Source organism: Streptomyces sp. NPDC005784 (genome assembly GCF_042871525.1).
Lineage (GTDB): Bacteria > Actinomycetota > Actinomycetes > Streptomycetales > Streptomycetaceae > Streptomyces.
In genome coordinates, this window is the sequence record NZ_JBIAIQ010000066.1 from 1 (window position 1) to 21094 (window position 21094).

Annotated in this window: 26 protein-coding genes and 2 pseudogenes; 13 read left to right on the forward strand and 15 right to left on the reverse strand. The window is 70.6% G+C overall.

What is annotated here, in order from left to right; genetic code table 11:
* Window positions 1-95: 95 nt before the first annotated feature.
* Window positions 96-530 (reverse strand): annotated as a pseudogene (locus ACFYR3_RS43270) (FAD-dependent oxidoreductase); the annotation flags it as partial.
* 192 nt (window positions 531-722) lie between these two features.
* Here ACFYR3_RS43270 and ACFYR3_RS43275 point away from each other — a divergent pair.
* Window positions 723-1100 carry an ArsR/SmtB family transcription factor gene (locus ACFYR3_RS43275; RefSeq protein WP_389287801.1) on the forward strand — a complete coding sequence of 126 codons (378 nt, stop codon included), beginning with the start codon at window positions 723-725 and terminating at the stop codon, window positions 1098-1100.
* Window positions 1101-1171: 71 nt separating this feature from the next.
* On the opposite strand, the gene ACFYR3_RS43280 is transcribed toward ACFYR3_RS43275, so the two are convergent.
* The 4 genes from ACFYR3_RS43280 to pstS form a co-directional block, all read right to left on the reverse strand.
* Entirely contained in the window at window positions 1172-1708 is a 537-nt protein-coding gene (locus ACFYR3_RS43280) for a DinB family protein (RefSeq protein ID WP_389287803.1), read from the reverse strand.
* A gap of 107 nt (window positions 1709-1815) precedes the next feature.
* Window positions 1816-2478: an arsenate reductase ArsC gene (locus ACFYR3_RS43285; protein WP_389287805.1), complete on the reverse strand. Its 663-nt coding sequence runs from the start codon at window positions 2476-2478 to the stop codon at window positions 1816-1818.
* Complete coding sequence (locus tag ACFYR3_RS43290; protein WP_389287807.1) at window positions 2471-3166, reverse strand: ArsR family transcriptional regulator; 696 nt, start codon at window positions 3164-3166, stop codon at window positions 2471-2473. Before ACFYR3_RS43290 ends, ACFYR3_RS43285 begins: the two co-directional genes overlap by 8 nt.
* Window positions 3167-3347: 181 nt before the next feature.
* On the reverse strand, window positions 3348-4409 hold the full coding sequence (pstS, locus tag ACFYR3_RS43295; protein ID WP_389287809.1) for a phosphate ABC transporter substrate-binding protein PstS: 1062 nt from the start codon (window positions 4407-4409) through the stop codon (window positions 3348-3350).
* A gap of 507 nt (window positions 4410-4916) precedes the next feature.
* On the opposite strand from pstS, the gene ACFYR3_RS43300 reads away from it, so the two are divergent.
* Complete coding sequence (locus tag ACFYR3_RS43300; RefSeq protein WP_389287811.1) at window positions 4917-5315, forward strand: ArsR/SmtB family transcription factor; 399 nt, start codon at window positions 4917-4919, stop codon at window positions 5313-5315.
* A 16-nt stretch (window positions 5316-5331) separates the two neighbouring features.
* Here ACFYR3_RS43300 and ACFYR3_RS43305 read toward each other — a convergent pair whose 3' ends face one another.
* From ACFYR3_RS43305 to ACFYR3_RS43320, 4 genes are all read right to left on the reverse strand, one after another.
* Window positions 5332-6768, reverse strand: a complete 1437-nt coding sequence (locus ACFYR3_RS43305) for an FAD-dependent oxidoreductase (protein WP_389287813.1) — start codon at window positions 6766-6768, stop codon at window positions 5332-5334.
* A 72-nt stretch (window positions 6769-6840) separates the two neighbouring features.
* Window positions 6841-7164 (reverse strand): thioredoxin, encoded by a 324-nt coding sequence (trxA, locus tag ACFYR3_RS43310; RefSeq protein WP_389287815.1) that lies wholly within the window; start codon window positions 7162-7164, stop codon window positions 6841-6843.
* Between the two features lie 20 nt (window positions 7165-7184).
* Window positions 7185-8165, reverse strand: coding sequence for a thioredoxin-disulfide reductase (trxB, locus tag ACFYR3_RS43315; protein WP_389287817.1), 981 nt, complete (start codon window positions 8163-8165; stop codon window positions 7185-7187).
* The gene (locus ACFYR3_RS43320) at window positions 8162-8575 is read right to left on the reverse strand and encodes an arsenate reductase ArsC (protein ID WP_389287818.1); all 414 of its coding nucleotides are present in this window, start codon (window positions 8573-8575) and stop codon (window positions 8162-8164) included. The genes trxB and ACFYR3_RS43320 overlap by 4 nt, the downstream gene beginning before the upstream one ends.
* 103 nt (window positions 8576-8678) lie before the next feature.
* On the opposite strand from ACFYR3_RS43320, the gene ACFYR3_RS43325 reads away from it, so the two are divergent.
* The 11 genes and pseudogenes from ACFYR3_RS43325 to ACFYR3_RS43375 all read left to right on the forward strand — a co-directional run bounded on the left by ACFYR3_RS43325 (window position 8679) and on the right by ACFYR3_RS43375 (window position 16024).
* The gene (locus ACFYR3_RS43325) at window positions 8679-8987 is read left to right on the forward strand and encodes an ArsR/SmtB family transcription factor (protein WP_389287820.1); all 309 of its coding nucleotides are present in this window, start codon (window positions 8679-8681) and stop codon (window positions 8985-8987) included.
* A gap of 36 nt (window positions 8988-9023) precedes the next feature.
* The gene (locus ACFYR3_RS43330; protein ID WP_389287822.1) at window positions 9024-9794 is read left to right on the forward strand and encodes an aquaporin; all 771 of its coding nucleotides are present in this window, start codon (window positions 9024-9026) and stop codon (window positions 9792-9794) included.
* A pseudogene (locus tag ACFYR3_RS43335) lies at window positions 9791-10697 on the forward strand (FAD-dependent oxidoreductase). Before ACFYR3_RS43330 ends, ACFYR3_RS43335 begins: the two are co-directional and overlap by 4 nt.
* 682 nt (window positions 10698-11379) lie before the next feature.
* The gene (locus ACFYR3_RS43340) at window positions 11380-11583 is read left to right on the forward strand and encodes a hypothetical protein (RefSeq protein ID WP_355838903.1); all 204 of its coding nucleotides are present in this window, start codon (window positions 11380-11382) and stop codon (window positions 11581-11583) included.
* Entirely contained in the window at window positions 11580-12284 is a 705-nt protein-coding gene (locus ACFYR3_RS43345; RefSeq protein WP_389287824.1) for a cytochrome b N-terminal domain-containing protein, read from the forward strand. Before ACFYR3_RS43340 ends, ACFYR3_RS43345 begins: the two co-directional genes overlap by 4 nt.
* A gap of 26 nt (window positions 12285-12310) precedes the next feature.
* Window positions 12311-13258 carry a hypothetical protein gene (locus tag ACFYR3_RS43350; protein WP_389287826.1) on the forward strand — a complete coding sequence of 316 codons (948 nt, stop codon included), beginning with the start codon at window positions 12311-12313 and terminating at the stop codon, window positions 13256-13258.
* A gap of 42 nt (window positions 13259-13300) precedes the next feature.
* Window positions 13301-13855: a cation transporting ATPase C-terminal domain-containing protein gene (locus ACFYR3_RS43355; protein ID WP_389287828.1), complete on the forward strand. Its 555-nt coding sequence runs from the start codon at window positions 13301-13303 to the stop codon at window positions 13853-13855.
* A complete protein-coding gene (locus ACFYR3_RS43360; RefSeq protein ID WP_389287830.1) occupies window positions 13798-14088 on the forward strand; it encodes a cation transporting ATPase C-terminal domain-containing protein in 291 nt (96 codons plus the stop codon). Before ACFYR3_RS43355 ends, ACFYR3_RS43360 begins: the two co-directional genes overlap by 58 nt.
* Window positions 14085-14744: a potassium channel family protein gene (locus ACFYR3_RS43365; protein ID WP_389287831.1), complete on the forward strand. Its 660-nt coding sequence runs from the start codon at window positions 14085-14087 to the stop codon at window positions 14742-14744. Before ACFYR3_RS43360 ends, ACFYR3_RS43365 begins: the two co-directional genes overlap by 4 nt.
* On the forward strand, window positions 14741-15379 hold the full coding sequence (locus ACFYR3_RS43370; protein WP_389287833.1) for a potassium channel family protein: 639 nt from the start codon (window positions 14741-14743) through the stop codon (window positions 15377-15379). The genes ACFYR3_RS43365 and ACFYR3_RS43370 overlap by 4 nt, the downstream gene beginning before the upstream one ends.
* Before the next feature lie 138 nt (window positions 15380-15517).
* Window positions 15518-16024 carry a DUF2231 domain-containing protein gene (locus tag ACFYR3_RS43375; protein WP_389287835.1) on the forward strand — a complete coding sequence of 169 codons (507 nt, stop codon included), beginning with the start codon at window positions 15518-15520 and terminating at the stop codon, window positions 16022-16024.
* Window positions 16025-16058: 34 nt separating this feature from the next.
* Here the strand turns inward: ACFYR3_RS43375 and ACFYR3_RS43380 are convergent, their stop codons facing one another.
* The 6 genes from ACFYR3_RS43380 to ACFYR3_RS43405 all read right to left on the reverse strand — a co-directional run bounded on the left by ACFYR3_RS43380 (window position 16059) and on the right by ACFYR3_RS43405 (window position 21094).
* The gene (locus ACFYR3_RS43380; protein ID WP_389287837.1) at window positions 16059-16271 is read right to left on the reverse strand and encodes a ferredoxin; all 213 of its coding nucleotides are present in this window, start codon (window positions 16269-16271) and stop codon (window positions 16059-16061) included.
* Entirely contained in the window at window positions 16262-17602 is a 1341-nt protein-coding gene (locus tag ACFYR3_RS43385; protein WP_389287839.1) for an NADH-ubiquinone oxidoreductase-F iron-sulfur binding region domain-containing protein, read from the reverse strand. The genes ACFYR3_RS43380 and ACFYR3_RS43385 overlap by 10 nt, the downstream gene beginning before the upstream one ends.
* Complete coding sequence (locus ACFYR3_RS43390) at window positions 17599-18285, reverse strand: ferric reductase-like transmembrane domain-containing protein (RefSeq protein ID WP_389287841.1); 687 nt, start codon at window positions 18283-18285, stop codon at window positions 17599-17601. The genes ACFYR3_RS43385 and ACFYR3_RS43390 overlap by 4 nt, the downstream gene beginning before the upstream one ends.
* Window positions 18282-19247 (reverse strand): FAD:protein FMN transferase, encoded by a 966-nt coding sequence (locus tag ACFYR3_RS43395; protein ID WP_389287843.1) that lies wholly within the window; start codon window positions 19245-19247, stop codon window positions 18282-18284. The genes ACFYR3_RS43390 and ACFYR3_RS43395 overlap by 4 nt, the downstream gene beginning before the upstream one ends.
* Window positions 19244-19615, reverse strand: coding sequence for a hypothetical protein (locus tag ACFYR3_RS43400; protein WP_389287845.1), 372 nt, complete (start codon window positions 19613-19615; stop codon window positions 19244-19246). Before ACFYR3_RS43400 ends, ACFYR3_RS43395 begins: the two co-directional genes overlap by 4 nt.
* 78 nt (window positions 19616-19693) lie before the next feature.
* Window positions 19694-21094: a sensor histidine kinase gene (locus ACFYR3_RS43405; protein ID WP_389287847.1), complete on the reverse strand. Its 1401-nt coding sequence runs from the start codon at window positions 21092-21094 to the stop codon at window positions 19694-19696.

Here is a 21094-nt window from a genome sequence, read left to right on the forward strand (position 1 = left end):
CGGGGAGATAACTGGCCGCCGTTGGGGAGATCTCGCAGGCCGCCAGTGGGGCGAAACCCTGGCCGCCTACGGGGAGCACTTCAAGGCCATTGACACTCCTCGCGGCCGTTGGCGAGCTCGATGTGGACGGTGAAGGGCTGCTCGTCGCGTCCGGCGTCGACGATGCGGTCGCGCCCGGTGCGGGCGACGCCGGAGACGGTGGCGCCGTAGCGGACCTTGTCGCCGAGGACTTCGGCGAGCGGCTGCAGGTACTTCTCCGCCCAGTCGCCGCCGATGGGGTAGACAGCGCCGTCGGGGCGCGGCCAGCCGGTCGGGGCCAGGAGCTTCTCGGCGGCGGGGTCGATGACCTCGGCCCACGGGGAGAACAGCCGCACGTGCGCCCAGTCGCGGACGGCGGTGCCGGCACTCGGTCCGGCTTCCAGCACCAGCGGTTCGAGTCCGCGCTCGACGAGGTGGGCGGCGGCGGCCAGGCCGACGGGGCCGGCTCCGATGACCACGACGGGCAGATTGTCGGCGGTGGACGCGTTCACGAGATTCCCCTTTGCTTCGACGTTTGTCGATGTCCTGCATCGCAAGCATGGCACCTGATTAGACACCCGTCAACATAGACATCCATCGAACCTGCAAGGAGCGGCGCGCGGCATCGCCGGTCGCTCGCCCCGCGCCCACGGACGCCGGGCCGACCCTCGCCAGCTTGGTTCGACATGTGTCAACATAGATGCATGTCGAATACGAAGGTGCTGCCCCTGCTCGAGCCTGAGGCGTCCGATGCCGTGACGGCGTGCTGCCCCCCGCTCACCGAGCGCCCGTTCACCGCGGAGGAGGCCGAAACGGCCGCGCGCATGTTCAAGGCCCTGGGCGATCCGGTCCGGCTTCGGCTGTTCTCAGCGGTCGCCTCCCACGAGGGCGGCGAGGCCTGCGTGTGCGACATCTCCGACGTCGGTGTCTCCCAGCCGACCGTCTCCCACCACCTCAAGAAGCTCAAGGACGCCGGCCTGCTGACCTCGGAGCGGCGAGGAACATGGGTGTACTACCGGGTCGAACCGTCCGTGCTCGCGGCGATGGGCAAGCTGCTGACCATCACGCCAGCCGCGGCCTGACCGACGCAGAAACAGCACGTCAGAGAAGCCGGCTCGGCGTGACACGGCGGCACGATCAAGGGGCGCCGTCCTCACCGTTCGTCGGGCAGGGTGAGCTGCTGGCGGTGGAAGTCGAAGTGCTGGGTCGGGTACCGGTAGAGGTCCGCGATGGTCATGACGTCCTTGAAGAACGGATCCCAGCGGGTCGGGTAGTGCATGGCGAGCGTGAGGTCGGTCTCCGACTCGCTATCAAGACGGTGGTGCAGCCAGGCGATCACGCGGTCGAACGCCGTCCCCATCCGACGTCGGCCAAGAACTCTGGCGCCGCCGAGCGGGCCGAGGTAGTTGATGAGGTCGAACGGCTTGGTCCCGGCGTTCAGGACCCGGGCGAAGGCCCGGCCGGCGCCGGGCGGCAGCCGGCCGAAGCCTCGCAGCAGTGCCAGCAGCGGCCGGATCAGGATGTAGCCGAACAGCATGTGGAACAACATCTGCCCGTTGCTCCACCGGGTGCCGTCGGTGCGCCGGTGAAGGTCGGCGTCGGTGGCGCCATTGAGGAGTCGGTGGAAGGTCGTGCGGGCCCGTTCCAGTTCCGCGTGGATCGCCTGACGATCCACCGGTACGGCGTCCAAGAGATCCACCTTCCTCCGGCGGCCGGAAGATCGCCGACTTGACCAAGGTAAGGGTCGTTCGGCCGAGGTCACGGGCAGTCGTTCAACCTCAGCACTCTGGGGCGCGGTCAGTGCTGTGCCGGGACACCGAGGTCGTCGAGGAGGCCGCGGACACGGCGTTCGATCTCGTCGCGGATGGGGCGGACGTCGGCGGGGGTCTTGCCGGCGGGGTCGTCGAGGGTCCAGTCGAGGTAGCGCTTGCCGGGGAAGACGGGGCAAGCGTCTCCGCAGCCCATGGTGACGACGACGTCGGCGGCGCGGACGATCTCGTCGGTCCACGGTTTGGTGAACTCACGGGAGATGTCGATGCCGCGTTCGTTCATCGTGGCGATTGCGGCCGGGTTGATCTCGTTGCCGGGCTCGGAGCCGCCGGACCAGGCGATGGCTTGGTCGCCGGCGAGGTGCTGGAAGAAGCCCATGGCCATCTGGCTGCGTCCGGCGTTGTGAACGCAGAGGAAGAGCACGACCGGCTTGCCGTCGGTGACGAGGCCTTCGACCTTGGCCAGGGCATGGAGGCGCTGGCGGGCGAAGCGTTCGGCCAGGAGCGGAAGGTAGTTGGGGATGGTGCTTCCGCTGGCGAACTGGTCGTAGCTGGAGGTGAGGAAGCGCTCGATGGTCTCTTCGCCGAAGGTGCCGTCGAAATGGCGGCGCAGGCGTGCGGCCGCGGTGCGCAGGCCGAGTTGCTGGTCGATGCTCAGGTTGCGGGGCTGGGCGGGCACGGTGTCAGTCATCGCTGCCTCCTGGCGGGTGGACGGCGGGTGCGAGCCGGTCGATGCGGCCGGCCAGATCACTCAGGGCGTCGGCGAAGGCGTCGTCGGTGCCGGTGCGGGTGGGGTCGGGGACCGACCAGTGCAGTCGGTCGGGGGCCTGGGTGCCGAGTTGTTCGTGGGCGTTGTCGCAGACGGCCACGACCAGGTCGTCGGGGCGCAGAGTGTCGTCGATGTGGGCGGTGCGGGCCGGGGTCAAGGAGAGGCCGTGTGCGCGGGCGGCGGCGACGGCGCGGGGGTGAATCTGTGGGGCGGGCTGAGTTCCGGCCGAGGTGGCAGGCACGGTGCTGTGGCGCTTCCACAGGGCTGCGGCGAGGTGGGAGCGGGCGGAGTTGTGGGTGCAGACGAAGACCACGCGGGGTGCCGTCCGCAAGGGCGTGGGCAGGGTGTCGGCCAGGGCTTCCACGCACAGGTGCAGGTAGGTGCGGCGCCGGTCCCCTTCGGAACGGGAGCGTTCGATCAGGCCGGCCTGGTCGAGGAATTTGAGGTGGTGGGAGAGGAGGTTGCTGGGCAGGCCGAGTTCCTGGCCGAGTTCGCCGGGTGAGGCGTCGCCCAGCAGGAGCCGGTCGACGATCGCGAGACGGGCGGGGTCCCCCAGCGCCGCGTGCTTCTGTGCTCGCGCCAGCACCGCTTCAGACCACTCAGTGTTCATTGACTCAATCTTCATTGAGTTATCTCCCTTCGTCAATGCCGACGGCGAAGGTCGATTGCGGGCGCGAGACCGTCCGTGGACATGTGGCTCTGCCCCGCCATGGCGGTTCTGTCTCGGTCGGAGGTGTGAGGCGGCTCGCAAGAGGGTGCGACTCCTGCGAGCCGTGCCTCGGTGACGACAATCAGGACAGTGTGCGGATGACTTCTCGCACGTGCGAGGCGACGCCGGCGGGCAGCGGTGCGTAGTGGACGTCGGGGAGCTTCTCCTGGCCGGCTTCCCCTGCCGCGTAGGACAGGAACGACTTCAGCGCGGGCAGGGTTTCCTTCTGGTTGCCCTTGTCACACACGCTCTCGTAGGTGACCAGGACGATCGGGTACGTGCCGTCGGCAGAGGTCTGGTAGTCGAACTTCAAGGTCAGGTCCTTGTTCTTGCCGACCGTCTTCGCGGCGGCGATACCTGCCGACGCGGACTTCGTGGTCGCTGCCACGGGAGCGGAGGCTCCGGTGTCGATGCGGACGGTCGCGATGTGGAGCCTGCTGGCGAAGGACAGCTCGAAATAGCCGATCGCACCGACGGTGGATGTCACGGTGGACGCGACGCCGTCTGATCCGTCGGCGGCGTTGCCCCCTCGTCCTTGCCATGCTTTTTCCGCCGGGTGCACCCAGAAGCCGGGGACGGCTCCCGCGAGATACGCCTGGAAGTTCTGGCTGGTTCCCGAGCCGTCGGCGCGGTGCACCGGCTGGATGGGCAGCGAGGGCAGCTGGGCGCGGGGGTTCAGATGCCGGATGGCGGGGTCGTCCCACGTCGTGATCTTCAAGTCGAAGATCTTGGCCAGGGTCTTGGCGTCCAGCACGAGATCGTCCACGCCGGGGAGGTTGTAGCCGATCGCTATGGGGCCGCCGACCATCGGCAGGTTGATGACTCTGCCGCCCGGGCACACACCGGGCGCCGGTGTGGCGTCCTCTGGCTTGACGGGGCTGTCGGTCCCGCCGAACGCGGTGGCTCCGCGCAGGAACTGGGCCACTCCGGCGGTGGAACCCACCGGGTTGTAGGCGATCTGCACGTGGGAGCAGGACCGTTCGAAGTCTGTGATCCAGTACGACATGGCGTTCTGCTGAGCCGTGGAACCGGAGCCCGGTTCCTGGCCGTTGGCCGCGCAGTGGATCCGGGGGTCACGGGCCGCAGCCTGTGCGGCTGGCCCGCCGGATCCGTCCTTGCCGCCGTAGAAAGCCCCGACATACACCGCGCCCGCGACCGCTAAGGCGGTAGCCGTGACTCCCGCAACCACCCCTGCCGGCCGCATGCGATTTCTGCGCCGATGATCCACTCATGCCCCCTCGGACGACCCGCAGGTGAAGGCTCGAGCTCATCGCCGTGCCAGGCGGGCGGTGGAGCCCCACCACGTTGATACATAGATGCTCACCTACTTATTGCGGGTGGGCGGCGACGCGTGCGAGAACGTCTGCTGACGTGTTCTCTGCGCCAACATTGCGCACGCGTGTCTGCGGCCGACGGCCGCGAAAATCCGGACAGGGGGCACTGTCGGTCTGGCGTGGGTCGCCTTGCGGCTCTCCTGACGGGCCAGCTCATCACCCTGTGGGTCAGCAGGCTCACGCCAGGAACGTGTCCTCCTCGCCGTCCCGGCGGCCGCCCGCCGGGACGGGGCCGTCGGCGAACCCTGGGTGAACAAGCGGGACGGAGGGCCTTCGAACGGTAGGGGAACGCTCGGACCCCCGCTTATCGTCAAGAGATGGCTGTCTCAACGCATGGCGCGGAGGATGAACTGGTGTCGGATCAGCCGGAGGCGTGCACGTCGGGCCTGTCCTGCCTGCTGATCGACCGCGAAGAGGCGGAACGGCTCGCCGCCATGCTGAAGGCCATCGCCGACCCGACCCGGCTGCAGATATTCCGCCTCATCGAGCGGGCCCCCAAGGGCGAGGCGTGCGTGTGCGACCTGACGGAGTGCCTGGGGCTGCGCCAGCCCACCGTCAGTCATCACCTGAAGGTCATGACGGAGGCCGGGCTCCTGGACCGTGACCGGCGCGGCACGTGGGCGTGGTACTCCGTCAACCGTGACGGGCTGCGACGCATACGGGAGATCCTGGAGCTGTCGGGTGATGCGGCGGCCGCGGCGCCCGTCGCCGTCTGACCAGCCCTGCCTGCGGTCACAGGACACCGCCGAGCATGCGGCGCTGTACGGCGAGGTGGTGTTCGTTCATCCATGCCTGTGCCGCGATCTGGACGGCGTCCCAGGGAGAGCCGAGAGGCGGGGTGTAGGAGAGGTCGAGGTCGCTGAGGCCGTCGACGGTCATGGCGTGGAAGAGGGCGGTGGCGTATGTGTCGACGCGCTTGGAGATTTCCGCGCCGCGTCGTCCGACGAGCTGGGCGCCGAGCAGCAGGCCGCTGGAGGTGTCGCCGGTGACGCGGATCGAGATCGGGGTGGCGCCGGGGTAGTACGCCTTGTGGTCGTCGGGCCGGCTGGCGGTGGTGGCCGGGGTCCAGCGCCGTTGTGCGGCTTCGGCTTCGTGGTCGCGCAGGCCGGTTCGGGCGGCGACGAGGTCGAAGACCTTGACGACCTGGGTGCCGAGGCTGCCGGAGAACCAGCGGATGCCGCCGAGGGCGTTCTCGCCCGCGGTCCGGCCCTGCTTGTGGGCGGTCGTTCCCAGTGGCAGCCAGGTCCTGCCGAGTAGGCGGTGATGGGTGATGGCGCAGTCCCCGGCGGCGAACACGCCGGGCAGCGAGGTGCGCATGTACGCGTCGACCTCGATGGCGCCTTTGGCGCCGAGCCGGGCCCCGGCATTGGCCGCGAGGGTGGTGTCGGGCCGTACACCGGCGACGACCAGCACGATGTCGGCACGGCGGGTCACAGACCGTCCGTCCTTGGCCGCGGCCCGGACTGTGAGGCTGCCGTCCTTGGCGGCGCGGGTGATGGCGGAGACCTGGGTGTTGGTGATGACCTCGACGCCGTGTTCTTCGAGTTCGGCGCGGACGAGGGCGCCGAGCTGCGGGTCGAGGGCCGGCAGGACTTCGGGGAGGGCTTCGATCTGGGTGACGGCTAGGCCGCGGGTGGTCAGGGCCTCGGCCATCTCCAGGCCGATATAGCCGGCGCCGATGACGACCGCCGAGGTGGGGCGGCGGGCGAGGAGCGTCTGCATGATCGGGAAGGTGTCGCCCATGCTGTGCAGCAGGTGGACGCCGTCGGCCGGGCCCAGCGCATCTGGTCCCTCCAGCCCCGTGATGGGAGGACGGACGCTGACCGCGCCGGTGGCCACGATCAGGGCGTCGTAGCGCAGTTCCTCGCCGCGGCCGTCGGCGTCGCGTACGGCGAGGCGTCTGCGGGCCACGTCGATGGCGGTGGCACGGGTGTCGGTGCGTACCCGCATGCCGGTGGACTGCAGGTCCGCGAGGGTGCGGTGGGCCAGGTCGCTCCAGTGGCCGACTTCGCCGGAGACGTAGTAGGGGATGCCGCAGACGGAGTAGTTCGGGTAGGCGTCGGCCGCCACGACGGTGACGTCGCTGTCGGGATCCAGCTCACGGGCACGCAGGGCCGCGCTGATGCCGGCGTCGCTGCCGCCGATGGTGACGATGCGTTTGCGGGCCACCGGGAACCTCCGTGCGAGGTGGTCGTGCTGCGACATCGCCGGGATGCCCCAGGGCATCCCGGCGATGTGGCGTCAGGCGAGGTGGTCGGCGAGTTCGCGTTCCAGGGCGGCCTTCGGCTTGGCGCCGACGATGGTCTGCACGACCTCGCCGCCCTTGTAGAGGTTCATCGTCGGGATGGACATCACGCCGTAGCGGGCGGCGACGGCCGGGTTCTCGTCGATGTTGAGCTTGACGATCTCGATCTTGTCGCCGTGCTCGGCGGCGATCGCCTCCAGGGAGGGGGCGATCTGGCGGCAGGGGCCGCACCAGGCCGCCCAGAAGTCGACGAGTACCGGCTTGTCGCTGTTCAGGACGTCCTGAACGAAGGAGTCCTCGGTGACGTTCTTGAGTGCCATGAGCGATGCTCCAGCGTTGGTCAGACGGCGGCTGCGACGGGTTCGTCGACCGCGTCGGGGTCATTGAGGGCGGCGAGGTAGCGCTCGGCGTCGAGCGCGGCCTGGCAGCCGCTGGCGGCGGCGGTGATGGCTTGCCGGTAGGTGTGGTCGACCACGTCCCCCGCGGCGAAGACGCCGGGGACGTTGGTGCGCGTGGAGGGCGCGGCGACCTTGAGGTAGCCCTCGTCGTCCAGGTCCAGCTGTCCCGTGAACAGTTCGGTGCGCGGGTCGTGACCGATCGCGATGAACAGGCCGGTGACGTCCAGGTCACGGGTCTTGCCGGTGAAGACGTCGCGCAGGACGACGCCGGCGAGCATGCCGTTGTCCTCCTTGATCTCGGCGACCTCGGTGTCGAAGGCGAAGGAGATCTTGTCGTCGGCGAACGCCCGGTTCCGCATCACCTGCGAGGCACGCAGGGTGGAACGTCGGTGGATCACGGTGACGGAGCGGGCGAAGCGGGTGAGGAAGGTGGCTTCTTCCATCGCGGTGTCGCCGCCGCCCACGACGGCGATGTCGCGGTCGCGGAAGAAGAAGCCGTCGCAGGTGGCGCACCAGGACACGCCCCGGCCGGACAGGCCGTCCTCACCGGGCAGGCCGAGCTTGCGGTAGCCGGAGCCGGTGGCCACGATCACCGTCTTGGCACGGTGGACCGCGCCCCCGGTGTCGGTGACCTCCTTGACCGGGCCGGTCAGGTCGACGGAGACGATGTCGTCCTCGACGATCTCGGCACCGAACCGCTCGGCCTGGGCCCGCATACCGGCCATCAGGTCCGGGCCGTCGATGCCGTCGGGGAAGCCGGGGAAGTTCTCGACCTCGGTCGTGGTGGTCAGCGACCCGCCGACGAAGACCGCACCGCCGAAGACGAGCGGCCTGAGCTCGGCGCGGGCTGTGTAGAGGGCGGCGGTGTAGCCGGCGGGGCCGGAGCCGATGACGATGACGTCGCGCACCTCGCCCGCGCTCATGCCTGTGGCTCCGGAGCGATCTCCTTGATCAGGCCCTCGATCAGCACCTTGATCTCGTCGCGGATCGGGCGTACGGCTTCCACGCCCTGGCCGGCCGGGTCCTCGAGCTGCCAGTCGAGGTAGCGCTTGCCGGGGAAGACGGGGCAGGTGTCGCCGCTGCCCATGGTGATGCAGACATCGGATTCCTTGACCGCGTCCACCGTGAGCATCTTCGGGGTCTCGGCGGAGATGTCGATGCCCACCTCGGCCATGGCGGCGACGGCGGCGGGGTTGACCTGGTCGCCCGGGTTGGACCCGGCGGAGCGGACCTCGACGCGGTCCCCGGCCAGGTGGGTCAGCCACGCGGCGGCCATCTGGGAACGGCCGGCGTTGTGGACACAGACGAAGAGCACGGAGGGCTTGTCGGACATCGAAACGTCTCTCTGGGTCTCGCCCGTGCAGGGCGGCAGAAGAGGGCACAAACATGTCAGCGCCCAGTGGTGTCAGTCACCACTGATGTGAGAGTATCAGTGCATGCTGACGTCAGTCGACACTGATCTGATCCGGGTTCTGGCCGACCCGCTCAGGCTCCAGATCGTCACCCTGCTCGCCAAAGAGACGCTGTGCACCACCCATCTCGTGGAGGAGACCGGTGCCAAGCAGACCAATCTCTCCAACCACATGAAGGTGCTGCGCGAGGCAGGGGTCGTGGAGACGGAGCCGTGCGGCCGGTTCATCTACTACAAGCTGCGCGCGGACGTCATCGCCTCGCTCGCCGGCCAGTTCGCCGAGCTGGCTGAGTCCGCCCGCACCGCCGCCGACAACAAGCGGTCCTGCCCCTGACCTGTCGCCTCCGGCGACCGCCATAAGGAGTCTTTGTTGACCGCCACGCACGAGGCCGCTGCCGGGTCACCGGTGCCGGCATCTGAGCCACAGCCCGCCCCGGGCGCCACCCCGCCGCGCAGGCCGCTGGCCGCCCGGGCGGCCGCCGAGCTGCTCGGCACCGCGGCCCTCGTGGCCGTCGTGGTGGGCTCCGGCATCCAGGCCACCGAACTGACGAAGGATGTCGGCCTGCAGCTGCTGGCCAACTCGATGGCCACGGTCTTCGGCCTCGGCGTGCTGATCCTCCTGCTCGGACCCGTCTCCGGCGCGCACTTCAACCCGGTGGTCACGCTGGCCGAGTGGTGGACGGGCCGGCGCGGCGGCCCGGGCGTGACGATCCGCGAGGCCGCGGCGTATGTGCCCGCGCAGATCGCGGGCGCGATCGCGGGCGCGATCCTGGCGGACGCGATGTTCGGCAAGCCGCTGGTGGAATGGTCGACCCACGACCGCTCGGCAGGCCATCTGCTGCTGGGTGAGGTGGTCGCGACAGCCGGGCTGATCCTGCTGATCTTCGGCCTGGCCCGCACCGACCAGCTGCGCTTCGCCCCCGTGGCCGTCGCCTCCTACATCGGCGCCGCCTACTGGTTCACCTCCTCCACGTCCTTCGCCAACCCGGCCGTGACCATCGGCCGCGCCTTCACCGACACGTTCGCGGGCATCGCGCCCGGCTCGGTGGCAGGGTTCATCGGCATGCAGATCGTCGGCGGCGTGATCGGCCTGGCGCTGATGGCCCTCGTCTTCGCATCCGGGCGGGACACCGACGGGTGACGCACACGGTGCAGGTGGTGGTGATCGGCGGCGGCCAGTCCGGGCTCGCCGCCGGATACCACCTGCGCCGCCTGGGCCTCGACTTCGTCATCCTCGACGCCCAGACCACGGCGGGCGGGGCCTGGCAGCGCACCTGGGACTCCCTGCACCTCTTCTCCCCGGCCGCCTACTCCTCGCTGCCCGGCCGGCTCATGCCGCCACAGGCCGGGCAGGAGTACCCCGACGCACAGCACGTCGTGGACTACCTCGCCGACTACGAGAAGCGCTAGGAGTTGCAGGTCGAGCGCCCGGTTCGCGTCCTGGGGGTCCACCACGACGGCCGCCACCTGCGCGTGGAGACCGACTCCGGCACCTGGCACTCCCGCGCCGTGATCAGCGCGACCGGCACCTGGTGGCGCCCCTTCCTCCTGGCCGTCCCCGGCCGCGCAGACTTCGGCGGCCGCCAGCTCCACACAGTCGAGTACAGAGGCCCGCAGGACTTCGCCGGCCAGAAGGTGGTCGTGGTGGGCGGGGGCAACTCCGGCGCCCAGATCGCCGCCGACCTCGCTCGGCGACATCGTCGCCGTCCCACCCGTGCGCCAAGCCCGCGACCAGGGCCTTCTGAAAGCGAACCCGATGTTCACCCGCCTCGTCCCCGGCGGCATCGAGTGGGCGGACGGCACCGGCGCCGAGGCCGACGCGGTCATCTGGTGCACCGGCTTCCGCCCCGCCCTCGCCCACCTCGCACCACTCCGACTCCGCGCACGGCGTGGCCACATCCCGACCGACGGCACGCGCGCGGTGGACGAACCGCGCCTGCACCTGCTCGGCTACGGAGACTGGACCGGCCCCGCCTCTGCCACTCTCATCGGCGTCGGCCGAACCGCTCGCGAGGCCGCCCGAGACATCGCCGAGCACCACTGACATCCGCGAGAGCCCTACCTCCGCCGGCAGTCCTTGCCAGAGCGGCTGGGACAAGCCGCAGCGCATGTCCGGCACACCACGACCCGTGACGGGCAGCATCCACCCGCTTCGCCAGGGATTCCTGCCCCTGCTGTGGGATCGGTCAAGCGTTGTTCACGCAGCAATAACATCGCTGGCCGGCGGGCTGGATAGGTCATCTCCTACGACCCGGCCTCGTCCCGCGTCGTGAATCCTCGGAACGGTCTACGGCAACATCGAGACGGAGGGCGCGTCCTGCCCGAGGAGCATCGATCCTGCGCCTGACGTCACGGACGAGTAGCCCGCCCGTCGCTTCCAACTCACATCAATTTCGTGATCAGAAGCGGAGGAAACCGATGGTAGGCCTGGGTCCAACGAGCAGTTGAGCAGCGTGTGTGGAATAGACGCTGGTCCCAGCCCCACGTGATCAGTCAACCGCACATCGTCGAAGACCATCGAAGAGCGGCGGATCCTGGCGAACCCCACGCCGGAGGCCGCATTTTCGGCACTCTCCTGGCCGAAGAAATCCAGAGTGCGGTGAAAGCTCATAGAGCGACCGCATCGCAGAGTGTCCCCATTAGGCCTTTCAGCCTATGGTCCGGGCGGGCCCGGATGCCCAGAACTCTACGAGGCACTTCACTTGTCATAGGCCGCGAGGAGAGGGATGGGCAGAGAGATCATGACAATCACGGGACTCGTGCTGTCGGGCGGTCGTGCGCTCGCCGCGCCCATCGATCTGAACGGTCCCGGGCGCTATGTGCACTGGGGTGTCATCCAGTTGTCCGTCGCGAACCTCGTGGTCATCGGCCTGATGGTGGTTGTCTTCGTCGCCGCCCTGCTGCTGCCCTTCCCAGGAGGCCGCAGATGAACAGTCCGGGTGAGGGCGGCGGGGCCATCGGGCCGTACAAGAGCGTGTCGGCTGGGGGCGGCTGGACCGGAGCGGTGCGGCGGCGGGCGGTCGCGGCCCTGCCCCCGGACAAGCTGTTGCCGGGCACCCAGCCGGCATACATGGCCTCGTGGATCTATGTCTTCGGCGTACTCACCGTGGCCTCGCTGATCGTGGCGCTCGTCACCGGCGGAGTGCTCGCGCTGAAGGGGCCCGCCTGGTGGCACATCTCGGCGACCGGGAAGTACGTGAACAGCCTGCATCTGTGGAGCGTCGAGCTGTTCATGTTCTTCATGGTCATCCATCTGTGGGGCAAGTTCTTCATGGCCGCCTGGCGCGGTCGGCGGGCACTGACATGGGTCACCGGCGTGGTGTGTTTCCTCATCTCGATCGGCACCGCCTTCACCGGTTATCTGGTCCAGCAGAACTTCGACTCGCAGTGGATCGCCGGACAGGCCAAGGACGGGCTCAACTCGGTCGGTATCGGCGCGTTCTTCAACGTGCTTGACTTCGGGCAGATGTTGATGTGGCACATCGTGCCGCTCCCGTTCGTCCTCGGTCTGCTGACCGCCTGGCATGTCCTGCTGGTCCGGTGGCGCGGAATCGTGCCGCCCATCGGGGCAACCGATCCCGCGGACAGTGACACAGCCTCGCCCGTGCCCTCAACGGGGGAGACGCCATGATGGGCCGACGATCTCGGAAGTCCACGGTGCCGGAGCCTGCCGCCTTCCCCACCCGACCGTACGACCTGGTCAAGGAGTTCACGATCGCCCTGGTGGTGGTCGCGCTACTCACCGCCGGTCTGGCCGCTGTCTTCTCGTCGCCCGACGTCAAACCGGTGACCTTGGCCTCTTGGTCGCGGGCAGCCGGACCGGACTTCACGACAACCGCCGTGGCCGAACTCGGCGGCACCAGCGGAACGGCCGAGTACGGGCCGCCGTACAACCACACGCCCGGCGCGGCGCAGAAGCTGGGCCCGGTCGGGCTGCAGAGCGCCGCCGGGGTCCGTATCCCGGTGGACACCGCCAACGACTTCGTACTCCGCCCTCTGGCCGACGCCCCCGAACCGCCCGGCGTCAGAGCGGCCCTCGCTGCCTGGGCCGCTGCCTCGGTCTCCCAGCACGAGGCGTGGACCAAGGCCTACTCCGACGCACTGGCCAAGTCTCCCGGTGGCAACCCGGCCAAGGTCGCCAAGGGCGACTACGGCCCAGTCCCTGTCCTGACCGCACGCCTTCTCGACCTGGCCAGATCCGGTGCCCTGGAAGGGCAGTTGCAGGCCGAGGGCAAGTTCTACCAGACCGACTACACCCGTGCTCTGCTCTTCCTCTCCGACGGTTCCTACCTGGAGTCCCTGGCCCGCGCCGAGCACCTGGCCGGCGACCAGTGGGGAATGATGAACGAGACCGGAAACTACCCGGGTCAGGCGTGGCTATGGCTCTATACGTTCTGGTATCAGATCGACCCCTTCAAGTCGTCCGGCAACGCCGACGCGCTGATCTGGGGCCTGATGGCTCTGCTCAGCCTGGGTCTGGTGCTGGTCCCCTTCATCCCCGGTGTGCGGTCCATCCCGCGCTGGACGCGAGTGCACCGGTTGATCTGGCGCTCGTACTACCGTGAACAGAATGCTGCCGTGACGGCCCGGCAGCCAGAGAGCTGAGCATCCTGCCCCACAGGTGTCCTCGGCGCTGCTCAGGGCGGCATGGGCGGAGGCCGGCCCGGCGCCGCCGAGGCGGCCTCGATGGTCCTGCTGGACGACTCGTTCGCCTCCATCGCGGCGGCGGTACGGCTCGGACGCGCCGTCTACCAGAACATCCGCAAGTTCCTCGTCTACCTCTTCAGCCACAACATCGGAGAGCTGGTCCCGATCCTGGCGGCGACCTTCGCCGGTTTCCCGCTGGTGCCCATCAGCGCGGTGCAGATCCTGGCGATCGACCTGGGCTCCGATGTGCTGCCCGCCCTGGCCCTGGGCGCCGAGCCGCCCGAGCCCGACGTGATGGAGCGCCCGCCGCGCTCCCGCCGGGAACGGCTGTTCTCGGCCGCCGTGATGGGACGGATCCTGTTCCTCGGCGGCATCCAGGCCGCCTGCGTCACCGCCGTCTTCTTCTGGCACATCGTGGCCTCGGGAATCCCGTTCGACGAATTCACCAGGGACACGCCCGTCTACCGGGAGGCGATCACCATGGTCCAGGGGGGATCGTGCTCAGCCAGTTCTTCAACGCGCTCGCCGTGCGCACCGACCGGCAGAGCATCCTGAAGGTGGGCCTGCTGTCCAATCCGGCCCTGCTCGCCGCGGGCGGCTTCGGCGTCGCCCTCATGGCCGCGATCAGCTATCTGCCCCCGCTTCAGGCCGTCTTCGGCACCGCCCCGCTCGATGCCGCCGACTGGGCCGTCCTGACCGCGCTCGGCACCCTGCCTCTGCTCGCGGACGAGATACGCAAGGCGTGGCTGCGCCGACGCGAGGCGCGCCGGAAAGGAGCCCCACGGTGAAAGTGATCGTCGTCGGCTGTGGACGGGTGGGTGCCGAACTCGCCGGTCTGCTCGCCTCCGAAGGGCACGATGTGCAGGTCGTCGACCGGCTCCCCGCGGCCGCCCGGCGGTTGCCCGACAGCCCCCGCATCCGCTTCCACGAGGGCAACGGCTTCAGCCGCGCCGTCCTGCGGTCCGCCGGGATCGAACACGCGGACGCCTTCGTCGCCGTCACCTCCGGCGACAACAGCAACATCGTCAGCGCGCGCACGGCGAAGGACACCTACCGTGTGCCGATCGTCCTCGCCCGCATCTACGACCCACGGCGCGCCGACATCTACCGCGACCTCGGCATCCCCACCATCGCCAGCGTCCGCTGGACCGTCCACCAGCTCCATCAGATGCTGCTGCACCGCCACCTCAGCCCCGAACTCAGCTTCGGCAACGGCGACACCCTGCTCGTCCGCTCGGAGGTGCCCGCCTACCTCATCGGCCGGCGGCTGACCGAGTTCGACGTCGACGGAGAGATCCGCGTCGTCGAGGTCACTCGCGCGGGCCGCTCCCTCATCCCCGCGCACGGCACGTCCGCGCAGGCGGGCGACCTGGTCACCTTCGCCGTCGCCGCGACCGCGCTCGGCAGACTGCGCGGCTTCCTCGACAAGGAGCTGGGAACGTGAACGTGCTCATCGCCGGCGCGGGACGACTCGGCACCCAGATCGCCCAGGTGCTCTCCGCCGCCCGCAACGAGGTCACACTGATCGACAACGACGACGACCGCCTGGCCGAACTGGAGGGGCGCGTCCCGGCACGGCTCGTCGCGGGGGACGCCTGCGAACCGGCCCTTCTGGAACACTCTGGCGCCCTGACCGCCGACCTCGTCATCGCCACCACCGGCGACGACGAGGACAACCTCGTCATCAGCCTCCTCGCCAAACGACAGTTCTCCGTGCCCCGCGTGGCCGCCCGCGTCAACGACTCCGACAACGACTGGCTGTTCGACGAACGTTGGGGCGTCGACGTCGCCGTCCCGGCAGCCACCCCGCTGATCTCCCTCATCGAGGAAGCCACCGGTGCCACCGACACCGTGGCCCTGCTGCGGCTCAGCAAGGCCGGGGTCGAGGTCATCGAGACGGTGATCACGGAACGGTCCCGGACCAGAGGCCGCGCCCTCGGCGACGTCGTACTGCCCGAGGGGACGGTCGTCGCCACCATCGTCCGCGACGGACAGCCGACCGTGCCGGACCCGGCGGAACGGCTGCGCCCCGGCGACGAACTCCTCCTGGTCTCGCACACGGCGGCCGAACACCAGTGATCTCCCCGGCCGCCGCGCAATCGGATCACGAGCGCCGGGACCGGCGGTGCGGTTCTCAGAAGAAGCTGAGAAATTCCTGTGCCAGGCTGACGCGGCTGATCAACACCGTGACTACCCACCGCTCACAAGGAGTTGTCGATGAGCCTGGTCAACGGCCTGCCCGCGCACGTACTGCTGGTGCATTTCGTGATTGTTCTCGTTCCCCTGACCGCGCTGGCTCTCGTGCTCTGTGCGATATGGCCCAAGGCGGCCCAACGCCTGGGTGTCGTGCTGCCGCTGCTCGCCCTGGTCACACTCGCGAGCGTGCCGCTCGCCACGAACGCGGGTGAATGGCTGGAGAGGCACGTCGAAAGTGACGCGCTGGTGCGCCGTCACGCCGAGCTCGGTGACGGCCTTCTTCCCTGGGTCGGGGGCCTGTTCGTCCTGGCGTTCGTCGTCTGGTGGGCGCTCGGGCGCTCCGCGTCCCGGGCCCCGGACGGAACCCGCCGACCCGCCACGCTCCTGCGGATCACGGCCGCGGTGCTCTCGCTCGTCGTGGCCGCGGGCGCCGTCGTGGACGTCTACCGCATCGGCGACTCGGGGGCGAAGGCGGCCTGGCACGACGGCTATTCCAAGACGGCCTCGCACGGAGGTGACCAGGACTGACCCGCGGTCGGCCCGCTCCGACGGCCGTGGGACCTCACCCGCCGTCCGTGTGCAGGGCCAGGCGTGGGCAGGCGGCGACGGCCCGCCGGGCGTGGCCGCGCAGCCGGTCGGGGACGCTGTTCTCCTTGAGAATGGGGTAGCCCCATTCATCGAGGTCGATCAGCTCGGGGAGCAGTTCGGCGCACAGTCCCCGGCCGGTACAGGCGATGCGGTCGACGCGCAGGGTCCGGGCCGGGGTCATCGCCATGCCTCCGGGGGCGTGGCGGGTGGTACGGGGATCCGCGGCGGCTCGTGCGCCGCGGGGCAGGTGCCGTGGGTGAGATGCCGGTCGACGTCGTCGGCGAAGGTACGCAGAGCGGAGGCTGCCAAACGGGCGGCCCCGTCCGGGTGGCCGCAGGCCCCGCGGCCGGGCAGCAGACCTGTTCGGAGACGAAGTCGGGACAGCGACTCCGCGTGGATCCGGCCGGTGGCCAGTGCGGTGAAGTCCTCGGCCACGGCGGGTAGTCCGAAGCGGCAGGGGCCGCACTGGCGGGCGCTGTGGGCCGCGAGATAGCACAGCATGAGGGCCGTTTCTCTCAGCCCGCAGGCTGAGCGCGGGAGCGCGACGAGGACACCGGCGCCCGGTGCCGCTCCCAGCGGAGCAAGTTCGTGACGGGTCAGGGGTGTCGGGAGGTGCTCCACCGGGAGCCAGGCGCCGCCGAAGCCACCGAGCAGGATCGCCTGGAGGGGCTGTGAGGGGCCCCCGGCACGGTCGAGCACTGTGGCGAGCGGCGTGCCGAGCGCCGTTTCGAGGACGCCGGGAGCGGCCACAGCGCCGGAGACGGTGAGGAGCGTGGTACCCGGCTCTTCCGGGGTGCCCGTCTGCCGGAACCAGTCAGGTCCGTACCGGGCGACGAGGGCGAGATGGGCGAGCGTCTCGGCGTTGTGGACGAGGGTGGGGCGGCGGGCCACGCCGCGTTCGTGGGTGCGCGGAGGGTTTCCCGTCGGGCGGGCCGGCCCCCCGTTGAGCCAGCGGACCAGCGAGGTCGACTCGCTGGCGACATATGCGTGCGGCAGGGTGTGTAGACGTATCCGTACGCGGTCGAGGCGGGCACGTCGTCGTTCCTCCACGGCCGCGCCGAGCTCCTGGTGCTGGGCCGGGCGGGTGCGGGGCAGGCACACGTGGACGGTGTCGGCTCCCACCGCGGCAGCGGCGAGGACGGCGCCGTCGAGCACCAGATGGGGGGCGACCGTGATGAGGAACTGGTCCTTGCGGCCGGCGGGTTCGCTCTCCATGGCGTTGACGACGACCACGGCCCGGCCACGGCTTTCGGCGACGGCCCGCAGTTTCCGGGCCGTGGGAAAACCGGCGCCGCCGCGTCCGGTGAGCCCGGCAGCCTCGACGACCTCCACCAGCGCCATCGGCGTACGGCCGCCGAGGGCCGTGGTGACGGGGGACGGTCCATGGCGTCGCTGGTGATCGGTCAGGGTGGCCGGCCTCCCTGTGGCCTGCCATCCCGCCAAGAGCCGCGCGGTGGCGTCGTCCGGCTCGGGCGTGCGGTGGCCGGGCGCGAAGACCGCCGTGGTCGAGGAGTTCACCGTCCACCCCCGGAAAGGAGCGCCGCTGTGGCGGCGTGGTGGGCCCAGCCGGGCTGGAGCGGCCCGGTGGCCAGGAACACGGTCAGCACCACGGGTACGGCGGTCGCGGCAGCCGCGGCCACGAGGCGACCGCTCACCCGTCCCGGACCGGCTTTCGCCAGACGCCACCACACGGCGGCGACCACCGATGCCAGGCATCCGGCGTAGAGCCACAGTTGGAGGGGCAGGCGGGTGTCGGTACCGGTCGCGGCGCCGTGGAAGAGGGCGAGCGGCCAGGCGGCATAGGCCAGCCAGTGCACGGCCTTCCAGCGGCGCACCCCCAGCCGGAGCCGCATCGCGCTGGTGACCAGAACCGCGAGGAGCATGTCGGCCGCGACGGTGCCCAACCCGAGCCAGAGAGGCCGGTACGACGCCCCGAACGGGACCACGGCGACCGCCCATCCCAGGTGAACGAACGGATCGAGTACCGCCGTCACCACGTGGGCGGCGAGGAACACCAGCGTGAGCAGGGACAGGTTGCGGTGCAGCAGCCCGATCTCGAACCGGCCGATCCGGCGGGGTGCGGACCGCCCGCCGGAGGCGATGCCGAGCACCACGGTTGCGGTGAGCAGGACCAGCGACAGGGTGCCGCCGGCACGACTGGCGTACCACAGGGGGCTGCCGGCAAGGGCGAGGGTGGTCATCGCGGGCCTCCGCAGTCGGGAGCCGCGAGGTCGGGCGGCCAGCCGCCGAGGCGTACGACCGTGCCGTCGGGACCGACCAGGCGGGCGGGAAGGCCGGTGGAGCGCAGCCAGCGCACCGCCCGCTCGCCGAGTACGACCGCCGCTGTACTGGCCGTGTTGGCGTCCACACAGGTGGTGGCCGCGACGGTGACCGTGCGCCATACGACCGCGGCCGGCTCCCCGGTGACCGGGTCGACGATGTGGTGGAGGACCCGTCCGCCACGCCGCCAGGTACGCACCCGGACACCGGAGGTCGCCAGGGCCCCGCCGGTCACGGCCACGGCGGGGCCCGGCACCGTCGCGGACCGCGCGTGGTCGTCGGCGAGCGCGATGTGCCAGCCGCCCTCCGGCGCGGTCCCGGCCGCTGCCAGGTCTCCGCCGAGGTTGACCAGAACCCCGCAGCCGGTGGCTTTGGCAGCCTGCCGGGCGGCACGGTCGGAGGTGAGAGCCTTGGCGGTGGCGCCCAGATCGAGGCTGGTGTGCGGGGGCAGGCACAGCTGCCGGGTGCGCGGGTTCCACCTGACCCGTCGCCAGCCGGGCGCGGGCCGGCCCACGGGCACGGAGCGGGCATCGTCGGGGCGCACCGAGGCGAAGGTGCGGTCGTAGCCGAGCGCGATCACCGCGCGGCCCACGGTCGGGTCCACGGCGCCACCGGTGATCCGGGCGGCGCGCAGGGCGGCCTGGAGTGCTTCGGCGAAGCGCTTGCTCACTGTCGTCGGGACGCCTGCGCTCAGGTTGACGCGGGTGAGTTCCGAGTCGGGCCGGAAGCGACTGCACGCCAGGTCGACGGCTCGGAGCTCGTCGCGCAGTACCGCCTCCGCGGCTGGCAGGGCACTCGGATCGGTGACGAGCAGTTCGGCCGTGGTGCCCAGGGCGGGAAATCCGATCCGGGCGGGTGTGGGTGTGGACGTATGCGTGGTCATGATGCCCCCGTCGTCGTGTGCGGCTGCTGCCGAGAGGGCGCCGGTGGCTGGGCCGGGGGCTGCGGCGCCGACGGCGTGGCGGGGGTCGCGCCGTCGTCGTCGCCCTCGTCGTCATGCTCCGCGGTCGCGGCTGACGAGGACGGGGATGCCGTCGCGTTCCCCGCGGACGGGGTGGAGGCGGGCGGCGGTGTTGCCGGGGCTCCCGGTAGCAGGTGCGTGTAGAGACCGCCCAGGGCCGCCGCGCCGGCCACCGCGGTGACGGCGATCCACCGGGTCAGACGGCGGCTCCGGCGCAGGCCGCGATCGCGGGCGAGCGGGGAACCGGTCGGCGGGGGCGTCGGCTGGAAGGCGTCGGGCGAGGATGCCATGGCGGGGCTCCCGGAGGTTCGGCGGCCGGATCGGCTGTGTGCATCTCCAGGCTGTGCTCGCGGTTCCGGGGAACCCGCTCAGGACTTCTTCGGAACCGGTAAAGATCTCGGTCCACCGGCCGGCTCCCGCCCGCGATCCAGCCACAGTGGCAGATCCAGTACGACCGTCAGCCCGCCGCCGGGGGTGTCCTCCAGCCGTACGCCGCCGCCGTTGACGGTGACCAGCCGGTGGACGACGGCGAGGCCCAACCCGGTGCCGCCGGCCTTGTGGCTGCCGAATCGGCGGAACGCGGTCGCCTTCGCGTCGGCCGCCATCCCCGGACCGTCGTCGCGCACGCGGACGGCGGCGGTGGCACCGGCCGCACGGTGGTCCAGGACGATGTGCCCGCCGTGCGGCACGGCCTCCACAGCGTTGGCGATCAGGTTGTCGAGGATCTGCTCCAGATGACCGTTCCCCGACGCGACGGTCAGCGCCGTACCTCCGGAATCGGCGCTCAGCCGGACACCGCGCTCCTCGGCGACGGGTGTCCAGGCCGCCACACGTTCGGCGACCACCTCGTCGACCCGTACCGCGGTCGCGCTCGGTGTGGCCTGCTCGGCGCGCGCGACCGCCAGCAGCCCGTCGACCAGACGGGACAGCCGGGAGATCTCCTCCTGGGCGCCGGCCAGCTCTGCGGCGGTGGAGTCGTCCGCGCCCGCGGCCAGGACGTCGAGGCGCAGGCGCAGCGCGGCCAGCGGGGTGCGCAGTTGATGGGACACATCCGCTATCACGGCTCGATGGCCGTGCACCAGGGCTTCCGTGCGGGCCGCCATGGTGTTGAACGTGGCCGCGAGACGGCGTACCTCGGGCGGACCTGATCCGACGTCGGCCCGCTCGTGGAGGGTGCCCTCGCCGAGCCGCCGCGTGGAGGCGTCCAGCGTCGACAGCGGGCGGCTCACCCAGCGGGCGAGGCGCACGGACAGGAGCACGGAGGCCGCCAGCCCCGCCGCTCCGATCGCGGCGGACCAGCCCCAGATCGCCGCGATCCGGGCATCGAGCGGAGCAGCCGAACGGGCCAGGACCACCGCGCCCGGGGGCTCGCGCACGTCACCGGCCGGCTCCGCGGCCAGCAGCCGTCCCTCGTTCTCCGGGGGCTCCGGCTCGCGGCCGCGCAGCACGTCCTCCACCAGCTCCTCCGCCTCCTTCCCGGTCGCCGCCTTGCACGGTGTACTGGCCACCAGGCGTGCGGAGGCGTCGTACACGGCAGCGCAGTCCCCCCTGCGGGCAGTCGCGGCAAGCTCCTTGCGCAGTGCGGTGGCCGGTCCGCCGTCGGAGAGATGTTCCTCGGCCGTCGCCGCGACGACGCGGGTGGCCGCACGCTGGCTGTCGCGGTAGGAGACACGTTCACGAGCCGTCAACGACGCCGCGAGCGGTATCACCGCCAGCGCCAGCAGCACGGAGGTCAGGACCACGAGCGTCCAGGCGATCCGGCGGGTCAC